The following is a 13,936-nucleotide window of genomic DNA, read 5'->3' as shown; positions in this document are numbered from 1 at the left end:
CGGAGGGCAGGGATTCCTTATGTCGACCGGACGGGATATACAGGTATTGCCAGAGCATATAGACGAGCAACAAGCTGCCGAGCCCCGCCTGTAGCCATGTTCCCGGAACAAATTTGAGCACCCATACGCCAGCTAGCACTCCGGGGAGGCAGCCAAGCAGCATTGGCCATACTGAAGCCATGCGGCAGCTGCGGCGATACATCCATGCCACATAGCCGGCTACGATGCAGGTGACAAGGCAGCTGGAAGGGACTGCTTCGCTCATATCCATAAAACCGGCTACGATGGGCAGGGCGACCATTGCCGCGCCCATTCCGCTCACGCCGTTGACGAACCCGCCAAGAAACCAGGCTATGGAAACGATCAAGATAGTCATATCGGGCGTCATGATGGCGGCCTTCCTTTCTTTTCAAGGGACTTCAGGGGAATGCTCAGTGAAGCCTGCCAGGGGCAAACGTCCGTATAAGGGCCCTGGCCAGAATATCCGTAGCATCGATGAGCGGTGTATTTTGGAAATGCCGTCCCGTAAATGCCAGAGGTATTTCGGTGCATCCCAGGATCAAAGCCTGCGCTCCACGTTTGATGTGTTGCGCGGCCTGCACATCCAGGGCATGGCACGCCCTCGGTGTGATGGGGTGGGAAAACGCCTTGATGCCGTACGCTGCATGGCTGATCGCGTTCTGGACTTCTTCCCGCCCCTCCTCATCGGGAAATGGCGGCGTTATGCCCGCATTGCCCAAAGCTGTCCGGTAAACGCCTGAGGCGTAGGTCCCCTGCGTGCAGAGAACGCCGACAGCGCGTAGTTCAGGCAGCTCTTCGCGGATGAAGCGTACGACCTCGTAAATCATGTGCATGAAGCGGACATCGGTGCCGGACGCTTCCAACATCTGGAGCGCGGGGCGGAGAATGGAGCTGCTGTGCGCCGTGTTGCAGGGAATGCCGAGTACTGTTGCCCCGCCGTTTGCCAGCCTGATGAGGATACACCCTATGGCAACGCCGGGATTCTTCCCCGTCCCGTGAACGAGGAAGTCTATCCTGTCTGCTATTTCCCCGGGAAAGGAAAGTAGCGTGACCGGAAGATGTTCCTGATCCCGCGCGGCTCGCGTGTTGTTGAAAATCTTTTGTACAAGATCAAGCCCCGCATATGGACCAACGCCTCCAAGGACGCCGATGGACGCAAACGATTCCATACTATTCCCTTCGACAAGCGGGCGTCATGGGGCGGCAGGATGCCGCCCCATGAGGTTTGATGGCCGATTAGGACCGGAACGTGTCAAGATAGGCGAACAGAGCGGGTGAACCGCCCGTATGAAGGAAGAGCACGTTGGAGCCCTCGGGGAAGTAATCCTTGCGGACGAGATCGATCAGGCCGGCCATGGCTTTTCCGGAATAAACGGGATCGAGCAGGATGCTTTCGGTACTGGCCAGCAGCTTGACCGCTTCCACCATGCCGTCCGTGGGCAGGGAATAGCCGGGACCGACATAGTCGTCAAAGGCGACTACGGCTTCTGCTGGCATAGTCACGCCGGTTCCGATATAATTGAGTGTTTCCTGTGCCAATTTGAGCACAGCGGCTTGTTGGGCTTCTTTTTTGCGGTTCACGCCGATGCCGGTTACGGGGATGCCCGCATTGTTTCCGATCATCCCGGCAATGATGCCTGCATGAGTTCCGGCGCTCCCGCTGGGGACGACCATGTGATCGATGCGCAATCCGGTTTCGAAAAGCTGGCGAAGTACTTCTTCCGCGCAGGAAACGTAGCCCAGCGCGCCGATCTTGTTGGACGCCCCGCCGGGGATGACATAGGGCTTTTTGCCTTCGGCGCGCAATGTCTCGGCGAGCTTCTGCATTTCACCCATCATGTCGGATCCGCCGGGGACAACGGAAATCGACTTCACGCCAAGTAGCTGGAAAAGGAAGTTGTTTCCGGACGCTTCGGGTTTGTAGCTGCCCTTGACCCGCTCTTCCAGAATGAGGTGGCAGTCCAGCCCTTCCTTGACGGCCCAGGCCAGCGTGAGACGGCAGTGGTTCGACTGCACGGCTCCGCAGGTAATGATGGAATCCGCCCCCTGCCGCAGCGCATCCGCCATGCAGAAGTCGAGCTTGCGCGTCTTGTTGCCCCCGGCCGTTCCGGGAAGCATGTCGTCGCGCTTGATGAACACGTTGACCTTTCCGCCGAGAGCCTCTGAAAAGCGGGGGAGGGCTTCAAGGGGAGTGGGGGCCTGCACATAGCCGCGACGGGGGAACTTGGCGAGATTCATAATTTCTCCGTATGAGTTAAAAAAGTTATGTAGAAAGGCAGGGATGGCTATGCCTTATCCAGCCCCATGTCCCGGACGACCTCGGAGATGATTTCCACAATCAGCGTGCAGTCATCCTTCGTGAAGGTCAGAGGGAGGCGCATGTCGCACATGGTGGCGAGAACCTTCTTGGTCTTCGGAAGGTCTGGAAGATTTTCAAAATACTGCCAACTGTCATAAGAGCTGGTGAACCCGGCGGGTTCCTTGTTGCCGAACCACTTGATCTGGACGCCGCGCTTTCCCGTTTCCGCGAGGAACGCTTCGATTTGTTCATAGGAAGCGTTGCCCAAGTTGAACTGGATGGAACTTCCCACGTAGTATTCGAGGGGCTTGCGGGGAGGGCAGCTGACGCCGGGGATGGCCTTCAGCAGGATTTCCGCGTGCTGGTACAGCTCGTTCCAGCGGGCGCATTGGATATCCAGCCGCTCAAGCTGGGGCAGGAGCAGGGCGGCCCTGAGGTTGTCCATCCGGGAACTGTAGTTGGGGGTGAACTTTTTTATCTTTTCAAACGCTTCGATGCCCGGTCGGGAGGTGTGGGCCGAGAACAGCATATAGGAACCGGAATACATGATGGCGCGCGCGATCACGTCGGGATCGTCGGTGACGAGCAGTCCCCCCTCCCCGGAGTTCATGTGCTTGTAGGTCTGAGTGCTAAAGCAGGCGGCATGGCCGAAACTGCCGCTCTTTTTGCCGTTCCAGTTGGCTCCCATCGTATGGGCGCAGTCTTCCAGAAGGATGAGATTGTGCTTGCGGCAAATCTCCATCACCTTGTCCATGTCGGCCATGTGGCCGCGCATATGGGAAAGGAGCAGATATCGGGCTCCCGTCCGGGCGGCCTTGGCGTCCAGATCGGCGAGATCGATGGTGTAGTCGTCCTCTATTTCGACGAGTTCGATCCGCGCTCCGGCGTTTTGGATAGCTCCGGGAACAGGTGCCAGCGTGTAGGCATTGCAGAGAACGGTATCTCCCGGCTGGACGCCGAGACTCTTCAGCGCGATGTACAGGGCGCTGCCGCAGGAGGCGCAGGCAAGACAATACTTGGAACCTATATAGGCCGCGAACGCCTCTTCAAGTTCGGCGGCATAGCCTTTTTCGCCCTTCATGGTGTTGTAGCGGTGAAGCCTGCCTGTGGAAAGCACGCCCAGAGCTTTGTCGATGCTTTCTTGGGGAATGGGTTCCTGAAGCGTGAAGTCCTTGTTGAATGTCAACATAGCGTTACTCCATGGGGAAACTGTTTTCCGGAGAGACGCAGAGGAGGACGCCTCTCCGGATGTGGGGGGGGAGGCTCAGTACTTGGGATGCTGGTACACTGTAAAATCCCATTCCTGTTCCGGGAAGAATTTGCGTAGCCGCCAGTCGCAGGCTCTGGCGTGCCCTTCCATACCTTCTACGCGGGAGAGGCGTGACGCCACAGGGCCGATGATGGCGTTAGCGGCAGCGTCAATGTGCTGATAGGTACATATTTTCAGAAACTTATGCACGTTGAGCCCGCCGCTGTAATGCGCGGCCTTCTTGGTGGGCAGGATGTGGTTGGTTCCGGAACATTTGTCGCCGTGGGGGACAGTGCTGCCTTCGCCAAGGAAGAGGGAGCCGTAGGAGGTCAGGCGGGAGAGCCACCAGTCCGTATCGCGGACGATGACCTGCACATGTTCCGCGGCATACTGGTCGCTGGCTTTGGCAAGCTCTTCGCGATCGGGGCAATAGATGATTTCGCCGTAATCGTTCCAGGCCGTCAGCGGCACGTCGGGGTTGGGCATGTCCGCGCACAGCTTGGGGATGAGCCGCAGCACCTCTTCTCCCAGTTCCTTTGAAGTCGTGAACAGCCAGACGGGGGAGTTATACCCATGTTCCGCCTGGGATACCAAGTCGACGGCCACGGTCATGGGATCGGCGCTGTCGTCGGCAATGACTGCGGATTCCGTGGGGCCGGCAAACACGTCGATGCCACATTGCCCTGATCCGCAGAGGAGGGCCTTGGCCTCGGCCACATAGGCGTTCCCCGGGCCGACGATGATGTTCGCGGGTTTTCCGGTGAACAGGCCATAAGCCATGGTGGCGATGGCTTGAACGCCTCCCATCTCAAGAATAATGTCCGCACCCGCGAGATCCATGGCATAGCATACGGCGGGATCGATGCTTTCGCCGCGCGGAGGGGAAGCTACGATGACCGTAGATACGCCGGCCGCCTTGGCGGTCGCCACGCTCATGATGGCGGAACAGGCATGTGCAAACCGCCCGCCGGGGACGTAGCAGCCCGCAACATCCATGGGGATGACCTTTTGGCCGAGCACGATGCCTGGAGTCACTTCGGTTTCAAAATCATGTAGGCTTTCCCTTTGCGCCTTGGCAAAGCCCGAAACCTGCTTATGAGCGAACTGGATATCCCGCTTGACGCTTTCCGGGACCGAATCGATGAGGCGTTGCCGCTTCTCCGGAGAGAGGATGAAGTTGGCATTCCATTTGTCAAACTTGCGAGCCAGTTCGCGTACTGCCGGTTCTCCTCCGGCCCGGATTTCCTGAAGCATGGATGCGACGGCTTCCCGGGCTTCCTGACTATTGGCTTCAGTCGTTTTGACTGCTTTCTTGAGCCATTCCATGGTGATTCTCCTTTCTGTGATTGTTGTTTTTATAATTTATGAAATATTTTATGAAATATTTTTTGCGCAAAAAATTTAATCCGCTTTCGTCCCAAAAAGGAGCGGGCGTTCAGAACTCCCGAGAAGCATGAATTGCATCTCCCGTTCGGGAATAGCTCTGAGTTCGGAAGCGCGTTGAAGGTAGAAGATGACCCCAAGGGCTACCCATACCAACAGCATGACCCATGATTCAAGCCCGATGGCCGCAGGGGATCCGGGGACGGAGAGCAGTAGGAAACAGAACAACGATATGGCGACGCCGATGAGGGAGATGCATCTTCCGGATCGCATGACCATTTCAGGATAGGCGGCGGCAAGCTTGTAGGCGGTGATGCAGGTGAACAGGTAGCTGAGGGCCGCGCCCAACGCACATGTATCACAGAGCCAGTTCAGGGCCGCCCGGCCGAACCAAGGAGCGATGAGGGTGAACATCAGGACGAACAGAATAGCGTTGACAGGGGTTCCGTGGCGTGGATGCACCTTTTCGAACCATGACGGGATAAATTTTCCCCTCCCCATGCTGAACAGAAGCCGTGTAGATGCTATGAAATAGCCGTTCATGCCGCTGAATATGCCTGCGAGGACCGGAATGGCCAGAATAGCTCCGCCAATCTTGCCGAAAGAGAGCGTCGCGACCTCTCCCGTCAGCCATGGATGGTTCTGTGCCAACATCGCGGGGTAAGGAAGAATGGAGGCGACCGCCAGAAGGACCAGTATGTAGAGGATCCCGCCACAAACGATGGAATAGAGCATCAATTTTGTGGAGAGAGATGGAGGAAAGTTAAATTCTTCAGCTGTTTGAGGAATTGTATCGAATCCTTGGAAGAGAAATGGTCCAAGGGCTATGACGGCAAGGACACTGATCCATGCGGCCCTGTCCTCGGCGAAGAGGGGGTATAAATTGTCAAATCTGGCTGTTTCGGTGGAAAAAGACCCAAAGGCCAGAACGGCGACGCCAGCCGCCAAGGCAAGCGAGAAAATGAGTTGGATCCCGCTCGCGCAGCTCATCCCCTTATAGTTCATATAGGCGAAGAAAACGAACAAGGCGGAAAGAAGCAGCAGTTCTCCGAGATATACATCCCATCCGGCGATACTGTAGAGGTATCCGACATCAAAGACCCCGGGGAGGAGAAACCTGCTCAGAAGAGCCACGGCCGTACCGTTGGCCGCGATGACGCAGGTGTAACTGAGCACGAGTCCCCACCCACATATGAAGGCTGCCTTTGTGCCAAGGCCGACATAGGCGTATGCAAACGCTCCTCCGGCAACGGGATAGACCTTGACGAGGATGCCATAGCACAGGGCTATGAAGCACATCAGCCCCCCGCCAATGATGAACCCGATGAATGCGGCCAGCGGGCCGGAATCGGGTAGGAAACGAGTCCCCGGGAGGACAAAGCACCCCCATCCGATGATGGCTCCTACGGCAAGGGCCCATGCCTGTGCCGGGGTTGTCGTCTTTTTCAATTCCTCACGATTTTTTCCGATGCCTTGCTCTCTCTCTCTCTCTCTCTCTCTCTCTCTCTCTCTCTCTCTCTCTCTCTAACTTTGGCCCACAGGTTTCTGGTGGCCCTTCGCCGGAGTCCTTTCAGAGGCATACGTTCAGCCAGCGCTCAAAGGGACTGCCGCCCCAATTGGGCCTGCGGGGGTTCCCCTCCCATCAGTTCCGCCGGGCCGAGGCGTATGGGGATGATCGTCTGTCCAGGTTCGTGGCGGGTGTCTTTGAAGAACGGCACCCAGCCTTCGACGATTTTCCGTACGGGCACGGCGACAACCCGGGCGCTGTGGGCGGGGGTCCCGTGGAAGTACCCGGCGATCACCGCGATCCAGCGGACGCCCTCTTCCCGGTCCAGAGAAAGGTTTTGTGCCTGACCGGGATCCGAAAAGAGCCTCCGGCTCGTCACCACGGAATCGTCGAAACGCCCGCAGGCCAGCAGCTCGGCGAATCCTTCCGGGCTGGCGAGCCTTTTGTCCACTCCCTCTCGGGTCGCCAGTTCGTAGACGCACAGCATCAGGCTGGACGGTTCGCCCTCATGCTCGTTGAGCCGCTCGTCGGCGGAGATACGCAATACCACAGCGTCGGGTTCGTAGACCCACGGCACATCACTTTCGGGCGGCGTCGGAGGAGGGGGCTCCGGCGCGGAACAGCCGCTGCACAGCGCAATGACGCCCAATAAGACGGCAATATGGAATTTTAAGAATCGAATCATACTGTTATAGCTATGAGAAAGACAAAAATGGAATAAAGTGTTGACTCTATGTTTTTCTTTATATTAGAAGCTAATTTATAACGAAGGGTTTATTATGTCCAGAGCAAAGTCAGATTTTGTCGACTGGGCGTCATGTCTGCATCCGTTTGGCGAAGATCCGTACGGTCCGGCATTGCCGCATGATCCCGTTTGCGCCGCCATCAGAGAGGCGCGCCGGGAGGATGACCCCGGCCTTCCGCAGGGGGTCTGGGAACGGGAACTCAAGCGGGCAGACTGGGATAAGGCCTTGTCGTTGTCCCTCGGGGTGCTCCGGGAGCGCTCCAAGGATATGCAGGTTGCCGGATGGGCCTGCGAGGCCGCGCTGATGCGGTATGGCTTTGCCTCCCTGCCGGGCGGGCTCAGGATGATCGCCGGATTGTGTTCCGGCTTTGGGGACGGGCTGCACCCGCAGCCGGAAGGAGGCGATCAGGAGGCACGGCTGGCGCGGCTGGCATGGCTTGACTCCACCCTTGCCGAGCGGGCCGCCTCTCTGCCCATCACGGAAGCCTCTCCGGACGTCCCTGCCGCCACCTATGCGGACTGGATGGCGATGGAGCACCGCGAGCGCATCCAGAACGGCAACGGCAAGAACGGCGTGGCTGGCGATGCCCGGCGTATGCTGAATCTTGCCGGGGCACAGACTTCCCCGGCCTTCCATGCCTCCCTGCACGGGCAGTTGCGTGAAGCGCTGCTGGCGCTGGACGAACTCGCCCGCGCCGCCGACGCGCTTTGCGGCGGGCAGGCACCAAGCTTTCATGCCTTGCGGGACAGGCTGGAGCATATCGACGCGCGGGTGCTCGCGTGGCATCCCTCCGCCGGGACGGATCCCCCCGTATCCCCACCTTCCTCTCCCGCCTCTTTGTCTTCGCCGCCACTGCCATCGTTCTCCTCGCGGGAACAGGCGTATGCCTCCCTTTCCGCCATCGCCGATTACCTCATGCGCACAGAGCCGCACAGCCCCGCCCCGTGGCTGGTGAAACGGGCCGTCTCGTGGGGCGGCATGACGCTGGCGGAACTGCTCGACGAGTTGCTGGGGCAGGGGGAAAACCTTGCCTCCATCAAGAAATTGCTCGGAATGACCAAAGAATAGCCTTTTTTCGGCCCACGCCGCGAAAAAGCGTCAAGGAGCGTATCTATGGGAGAATCGATCCAGAAGCGGCTCGGCAGGGTACGCCCGCCGCGCGTACAGATTACCTATGACGTGGAAGTGGGCGATGCCATCGTCAAGAAGGAACTTCCCTTTGTCATGGGCATTATGGCGGATCTCGCGGGTGACAGGACCGTCCGGGAAGATCTGGGGCTTCCGCCGCTGCCCGATTACAAGCTGCGTGCTTTTGCCGCCGTCGACCGGGACAATTTTGACGACATCATGAAAACCGTTGTCCCCGCGCTCAGGCTTTCCGGGCTGGACCGCTTCATTGCCGAAGACGCGAGTGCGGCGTGGCGGGAAGGAGGCGTTGAGCCGGAGAAGGCGGCGTTCTCCTGTGCGCTGCGGTTTGAGAAGCTGGACGATTTCAGGCCCGAGCGTTTGGTGAAAAACGTCAAGGCGCTGGCAGCGTTTTTCGAGCGCCGCAATCTGTTGCAGGATCTTGCCGCCAAGTTGGACGGCAACGACGCTTTACAGGCCAGCCTGCAGAAGATGTTGTTCCCTACCGGTGACTCTGCCTCGGAATTGGACGCGTTGCGGAAGGTGTACAAGGAGGCGTTGGCTTCTGTGGACGCCGCCCGTGATGCCGTGAGCAAGGCCGGAGAGGACCAAGAAAAACAAAAGGCCGCTGAAGAAGACGTTCGGCGAGCCGAAACGGCGGCGTCAGAGGCCAAGGAGAAGCTGGACGAGGCTTGGACGGCGAAAAGGCCCGATACCGAGGCCATCGCCGCCGCAATGGTCCGCAATTCCGGAGACCCGGATGAGGACAAGCGCCAGCGGGAAGTCGCCGATGCGCGTTTGGAGGCGTGCCTTGCCGAACATGAAGACAATCCGTTCACGCTGCCCGCAAGCGGGAGTATGCTGGGGATGCTGACGGAACGGGTGGCCTGCAAGGACAAGCTCCTTGCGTGCCAGCTCGACGCCATTCTACATGCCGAGGCATTCCAGAAGCTTGAAGCCGTCTGGCGTGGCCTTCATTATCTGGTGTTCAACTCGGAGACGAGCGATCGGCTCAAGCTGCGGCTGTTCAACGCCTCCTTTAAGGAACTGCGTACGGATCTGGAACGGGCCGTGGAGTTCGACCAGAGCCTGCTGTTCAAGCGGGTTTATGAGGAGGAGTACGGCACGTTCGGCGGAGAGCCCTACAGTTGCCTGCTCCATGTCCACGAATACGGCCTGTCGGCGGTGGACCTCGGCGTGCTCCAGAAGATGGCGGAAGTAGCCGCCGCAGCGCACACCCCCTTGCTCAGCGCCGCGTCGCCGCAGCTTTTCGGGCTGGAGAGCTTCACCGATCTGCCCTTGCCCCGCGATCTGCACAAGATTTTCCAGAGCGCGGACTATATCGAATGGCGTTCGTTCCGCGAGAAGGACGATGCCCGCTATGTGACCCTTTGCCTTCCGCATCTGCTGATGCGTCTGCCCTATGGCAACGATACCGATCCCGTGGAAACCTTCGTTTATGAGGAGGATGTCGCCGGGCCGTCTCCAGACCGTTACCTTTGGGGCAACGCGGCTTTCGCCCTTGCCGCGTGCATCACGGCGGCCTTTGCCAAGTACGGCTGGACGGCGGCGATCCGGGGCTATGAGGGCGGCGGGGCCGTGGAAAACCTCAATGTCTACAAGTACCGCCAGACCAACGGCGAGACGGTGGCGCTGTGCCCCACCGAGGTGAGCATCACCGACCGCCGTGAAAAGGAACTTTCGGATCTCGGCTTCATCGCCCTGATTTACCGCAAGAATTCGGACAAGGCGGCTTTCTTCAGCGGCCAGACGATCCACAAGCCGCCGGTTTATACTTCCGACACGGCCAACGCCAACGCCCGGATCTCGGCGCGGCTGCCCTATCTGCTGAACGCATCGCGGTTCGCGCACTACGTCAAGGCGAACATGCGGGATAAGGTGGGGTCGTTCATGACGGCGGATAACGTGTCAAGGTATCTGAATAACTGGATCAGCCAGTATGTCCTTCTCTCCGACGACGCCGGAGACGACATCAAGGCGCGCTATCCGCTGCGTGAGGCCCGTGTGGACGTGAGCGAGGATCCCGGGAATCCGGGCGCGTACAAGTGTGTGATCTTCCTGAGGCCGCATTTCCAGCTTGAGGAACTGACCGCAAGTATCCGGCTTGTGGCGGAATTGCCGCCGCCCGCGGTGTAAAAAACGATGCGCCTCCGGCGGCGAGGGGCCGCAAATGCCTTTGCCCGCCGGGGGAGAGCTGTGGTGCCCTCGCCCCGTACGGCTCGAAGGCTCGCCCGGTGCCCGGCCTTTTTGAAACCGCCCTTTGGATCGGCCCCGGACTTCCGCATGGACGGAAACGCCGGAGCTGGAGCGATCTTTCAAGGAGGGGGAAATGATTTCCGTCTTTGATGCCTTCCACTGCGACGTTGCCGCGGCATAAAACGCAAATGCCCAATGTCTGTGAATCCCATTCGTCCTGTACGCCGGGCAGGAGGGAAACCGGAAGTTCCACGGGCACGAGCCATTTCTCCGGATGAGGGCAAGAGGGCGGCAGCCCTTGCCTCCGGAGCATACAACTCTTGAGGAGCAGAATCCATGTCCACGAATACCTTTCTCAAGCTCGGTGATATTGAGGGCGAATCGACCATCAGCGGCTTTGAGAAGCAGATGGAACTCATCAATTTCACCAACGGGTTTCATCAGCCGACCTCGCCGATCCGCAGCAGTACCGGCCCCACCACGGGGCAGGCCGTCCATTCGATGATGAACGTGACCAAATATCTCGACAGTTCCTCGCCCAATATCTGCAAGGCCCTGTGGAGCGCCAAGGTCATGGATTCCGTGGTGCTCACCTGCTGCCGTATGGACAATGACGCCGCGATCAAGTTCCTTGAAATCACGATGGAGAACGTGGTGGTGGCCTCTTACAACCTGCGTGGCGGCGGGGATCTGCCGTATGAGGAGATCGCGCTGAATTACGCGACCATCAAGTACACCTATATCCGCCAGAAGGAAGAGGGCGGATCCGACGGCAATATTGCCGCCAACCACGATCTCAAGACGAATAAGGTTTCGTAATGAAGGAGGAAAGGCGCATTCCGCTGTTGTCCCGCCTTGCTGGGAAAGCTTCGGGGCGCGGATTGTCCCGGAGCGAATACCTGTCGGCCGTGGCGGAAGACGTCGAGGAACTGCTCAACACCCGTGCCCCCTGTGGGAATGGGGCTGCGGCGGATCTGGTGAGGGGGTACGGCCTGGCGGACTGGAGTTCGGCCCCGCTGGACGGGCGAGAGGTGGCCCGTGCCGTTTCGGCTGCGCTGGAGCGTTTCGAGCCGCGCCTGAAAAAGATAAGGGTGAGCCCGCTTGGATTTGAGGACGGTCGGCTGCATTTGCGGGTGGATGCGGCGTCCGAAGAGGAACCGGTGACGTTTTTGCTCCAATGCGACGGAGGCGTGTTCTCCGCTGGAGCGGGCGCGGAGGGCTGATGCACGCCTTTGAGGACATCGCCGGGCTGTACCGGGAGGAATTGCGTTCCTTGCGTGAGGACGCGGTCCGCTTCGCCGTGCGGAATCCCGGCATGGCGCGCCAGCTCGGGCTGGCGTCCGATACGCAGCCCGATCCTTTGGTTAATCTGCTGCTGGAGTCGTTCGCATGGCTTGCCGCCCGGGTGAGGGCGGACGCGGAATCCCGGCTGCCGCTGGTCTCGCACAGCCTGCTCGGGCTGCTCTATCCGCAGTTCGTCTGCCCGATTCCGTCCGTGGGCGTGGCGGAATTCATCCCCAATCCGGCGGGCGTGGCCGGGCTGCCGGACGGATTCGGCATTCCGGCGCACACGTCGATCCACAACCGTGACGAGCGCGGCGGCGTGCTGCGCTGGCGGACGGCCCGGCCTCTGACGTTGCATCCCGCGAAGGTTGTACGGGCTTCCATCATCCCTCCGGCGTCTTGGATGCCCGTTGCGGCGCAGGGCGTGCCCGGTGTCCTGTGCCTGCGGATCGAGGGGATCGCGGGGCTTTCGCTGGCAAAGTTCGGATTGCCCTCGTTATCTCTCCACCTTGGCGGTGATCGGTTTGCGACTTTTCCCATGCACGAATGGGTGCACGGCGCGTGTAGGGATGTCTTTCTCGCGGACGACGCCGGGGCCGCAAGGCCCAGGGCGCTCTCCCTTGGCCGGGAGGCCCTGTGTCATGCGGGCTTGGAGCCGGGCGGGCGTCTGTTCCCCGAATCCGTCTACGCTCTGCCCGGATACCAGTTGCTGCAGGAGTATTTTGCCTATCCCGAACACCTGCTGTTCTGGGAGGTGGGAGGGCTGGAGCGTCGGCGGGAACTCGGGGATTTGTCAGGCTTCGATCTCCTGTTCCCCGTGGACGCGCCGCCGCCGAAAACGGTTTCCTCAAGATTGTTCCGCACCTGCGCCGTACCTGTGGTCAACTTGTTCGAGCGACTGGCGGAACCCATACGGGTGGATCACGAGCGCTCGGGACATCTGCTCGTGCCGGATCTGCGGCACCGGGACAGTACGGAAGTCCATTCCGTGATCGCTGTGGACGCTCTGGAGGGAGGGAAACGTTCTTCGGTCATGCCGTATTTTTCTCTTTCAGGAGAAGGGGATGCGCCGCCGTCCCTGATGTGGTTCCTGCGCAGGAAGCCATCTTTGGACGGCATAGGGACGGACGTGTTTCTGCATTTCAAGGAAGCGGCGTTCCGCCCGGAGACGGCTCGGCCGTGGGTGGCTTCCGCGCGGGTATTGTGCACGAACCGCCACCGTGCCGCCGAGCGCTGGCGTCAGGGCGAACTGACGCGGGATACGGACATGCCCACGGCGGCTATCCGCTTCTGCGGCCCTCCTTCGCAACAGCACGATCCGCCCATGTTCGGCGGCGAACTGTGGAAGCTCGTTTCCCATCTCAGCCTCCACCAGCTTTCTTTGAGCGGGCCGGATGCTGACAATGTCCTGCGTGAGCTGCTCCGCCTGTACGCGCCTCCGCGCGACGCTTTTGCGCAGCGCCAGATCGCTGGCGTGAACGGGTTGTGTGCCAAGCCGCTCATTCGCCCCTTGCGTTCCGCTCCGGGCTGTGCGGCGAGGGGAACCCGGCTGACGCTCACGCTCGACGAGGACGCCTTCACCGGAGGCAGCGCGTTCCTGTTCGCGGAGGTCCTCGACGTGTTCTTCGGGCTGTACGCCGGAATCAACACGTTTACGCAGCTTGTGCTGAAAACCTGTAACCGTAAGGGGACGTGGCACAGATGGCCTCTGCGATCCGGCGCGCTTCCGCTGATCTAGGCGGCGATGCCCTGTCGCGCTTTCGGTCCGCGCCGTGGCGTTTCGACGTCTGGCAGGCGAGTGCGATTCTTGAGGCATGGAAAGGCCGTATGGACTGGGGCGTCCCGGCTTCGGACAGCATCCCCGCGGGGGAGGTCCGCGGCGTGGCCTTCCCGGAGGGCGGGGCTCCGCGCCTTGATGTGAATCTGCTTGGGCTGGCGGGCATGGATGGGCCGTTGCCGCCGCATGTGGCCTTGCTGGTGCGGGAGCGGATGCGGGCCGGGGACCCGGCATTTCAGGAGTTTCTGGATCTGTTCCACAACAGGCTCCTGCATCTGTGGCGGGATATGGCGTCGTCGTTGTGCCCTGAACTGCGGGCTGACGGCCC

General features: G+C 60.1%; 13 protein-coding genes. 6 read left to right on the top strand and 7 right to left on the bottom strand.

The window, feature by feature from the left end; translation table 11 throughout:
• The 7 genes from HMPREF0178_RS15215 to tssJ form a co-directional block, all read right to left on the bottom strand.
• On the bottom strand, positions 1-388 hold a 388-nt coding region (locus HMPREF0178_RS15215; RefSeq protein ID WP_009380589.1), incomplete at its 3' end, for a sulfite exporter TauE/SafE family protein.
• Positions 389-431: 43 nt separating this feature from the next.
• On the bottom strand, positions 432-1,190 hold the full coding sequence (locus HMPREF0178_RS15210; protein ID WP_009380588.1) for an aspartate/glutamate racemase family protein: 759 nt from the start codon (positions 1,188-1,190) through the stop codon (positions 432-434).
• A gap of 67 nt (positions 1,191-1,257) precedes the next feature.
• A complete protein-coding gene (locus HMPREF0178_RS15205) occupies positions 1,258-2,259 on the bottom strand; it encodes a D-cysteine desulfhydrase (protein WP_009380587.1) in 1,002 nt (333 codons plus the stop codon).
• A gap of 47 nt (positions 2,260-2,306) precedes the next feature.
• Positions 2,307-3,509 (bottom strand): DegT/DnrJ/EryC1/StrS aminotransferase family protein, encoded by a 1,203-nt coding sequence (locus HMPREF0178_RS15200; protein ID WP_009380585.1) that lies wholly within the window; start codon positions 3,507-3,509, stop codon positions 2,307-2,309.
• A gap of 75 nt (positions 3,510-3,584) precedes the next feature.
• Positions 3,585-4,895 (bottom strand): histidinol dehydrogenase, encoded by a 1,311-nt coding sequence (gene hisD, locus HMPREF0178_RS15195; protein WP_009380584.1) that lies wholly within the window; start codon positions 4,893-4,895, stop codon positions 3,585-3,587.
• A gap of 75 nt (positions 4,896-4,970) precedes the next feature.
• Positions 4,971-6,401, bottom strand: coding sequence for an APC family permease (locus HMPREF0178_RS15190; protein WP_232281290.1), 1,431 nt, complete (start codon positions 6,399-6,401; stop codon positions 4,971-4,973).
• Between the two features lie 146 nt (positions 6,402-6,547).
• A complete protein-coding gene (gene tssJ, locus HMPREF0178_RS15185; RefSeq protein WP_009380582.1) occupies positions 6,548-7,144 on the bottom strand; it encodes a type VI secretion system lipoprotein TssJ in 597 nt (198 codons plus the stop codon).
• 94 nt (positions 7,145-7,238) lie between these two features.
• On the opposite strand from tssJ, the gene tssA reads away from it, so the two are divergent.
• From tssA to HMPREF0178_RS22095, 6 genes are all read left to right on the top strand, one after another.
• Positions 7,239-8,273: a type VI secretion system protein TssA gene (gene tssA / locus HMPREF0178_RS15180; protein WP_009380581.1), complete on the top strand. Its 1,035-nt coding sequence runs from the start codon at positions 7,239-7,241 to the stop codon at positions 8,271-8,273.
• Positions 8,274-8,318: 45 nt separating this feature from the next.
• Positions 8,319-10,487, top strand: a complete 2,169-nt coding sequence (gene tssC / locus HMPREF0178_RS15175) for a type VI secretion system contractile sheath large subunit (RefSeq protein ID WP_009380580.1) — start codon at positions 8,319-8,321, stop codon at positions 10,485-10,487.
• A 396-nt stretch (positions 10,488-10,883) separates the two neighbouring features.
• A complete protein-coding gene (locus tag HMPREF0178_RS15170; RefSeq protein ID WP_009380578.1) occupies positions 10,884-11,366 on the top strand; it encodes a type VI secretion system tube protein Hcp in 483 nt (160 codons plus the stop codon).
• Complete coding sequence (gene tssE, locus HMPREF0178_RS15165; protein WP_009380575.1) at positions 11,366-11,770, top strand: type VI secretion system baseplate subunit TssE; 405 nt, start codon at positions 11,366-11,368, stop codon at positions 11,768-11,770. Before HMPREF0178_RS15170 ends, tssE begins: the two co-directional genes overlap by 1 nt.
• Positions 11,770-13,569, top strand: a complete 1,800-nt coding sequence (gene tssF, locus HMPREF0178_RS15160) for a type VI secretion system baseplate subunit TssF (RefSeq protein ID WP_009380574.1) — start codon at positions 11,770-11,772, stop codon at positions 13,567-13,569. The genes tssE and tssF overlap by 1 nt, the downstream gene beginning before the upstream one ends.
• An 89-nt stretch (positions 13,570-13,658) precedes the next feature.
• The coding region (locus HMPREF0178_RS22095) for a type VI secretion system baseplate subunit TssG (protein ID WP_009380572.1) at positions 13,659-13,936 on the top strand (278 nt) is incomplete at its 3' end.

The sequence above is a fragment of the Bilophila sp. 4_1_30 genome, assembly GCF_000224655.1.
GTDB classification, from domain to species: domain Bacteria; phylum Desulfobacterota; class Desulfovibrionia; order Desulfovibrionales; family Desulfovibrionaceae; genus Bilophila; species Bilophila wadsworthia.
This window is presented reverse-complemented; position numbering and strand designations above follow the sequence as displayed.

What these genes read in the sequence shown, in the direction of transcription:
- HMPREF0178_RS15210 (WP_009380588.1), bottom strand. Translation starts at nt 1,190, where the DNA reads ATGGAATCGTTTGCGTCCATCGGCGTCCTTGGAGGCGTTGGTCCATAT.
- tssF (WP_009380574.1), top strand. Translation starts at nt 11,770, where the DNA reads ATGCACGCCTTTGAGGACATCGCCGGGCTGTACCGGGAGGAATTGCGT.
- hisD (WP_009380584.1), bottom strand. Translation starts at nt 4,895, where the DNA reads ATGGAATGGCTCAAGAAAGCAGTCAAAACGACTGAAGCCAATAGTCAG.
- HMPREF0178_RS15205 (WP_009380587.1), bottom strand. Translation starts at nt 2,259, where the DNA reads ATGAATCTCGCCAAGTTCCCCCGTCGCGGCTATGTGCAGGCCCCCACT.
- HMPREF0178_RS15170 (WP_009380578.1), top strand. Translation starts at nt 10,884, where the DNA reads ATGTCCACGAATACCTTTCTCAAGCTCGGTGATATTGAGGGCGAATCG.
- tssC (WP_009380580.1), top strand. Translation starts at nt 8,319, where the DNA reads ATGGGAGAATCGATCCAGAAGCGGCTCGGCAGGGTACGCCCGCCGCGC.
- tssE (WP_009380575.1), top strand. Translation starts at nt 11,366, where the DNA reads ATGAAGGAGGAAAGGCGCATTCCGCTGTTGTCCCGCCTTGCTGGGAAA.
- HMPREF0178_RS15200 (WP_009380585.1), bottom strand. Translation starts at nt 3,509, where the DNA reads ATGTTGACATTCAACAAGGACTTCACGCTTCAGGAACCCATTCCCCAA.
- tssJ (WP_009380582.1), bottom strand. Translation starts at nt 7,144, where the DNA reads ATGATTCGATTCTTAAAATTCCATATTGCCGTCTTATTGGGCGTCATT.
- tssA (WP_009380581.1), top strand. Translation starts at nt 7,239, where the DNA reads ATGTCCAGAGCAAAGTCAGATTTTGTCGACTGGGCGTCATGTCTGCAT.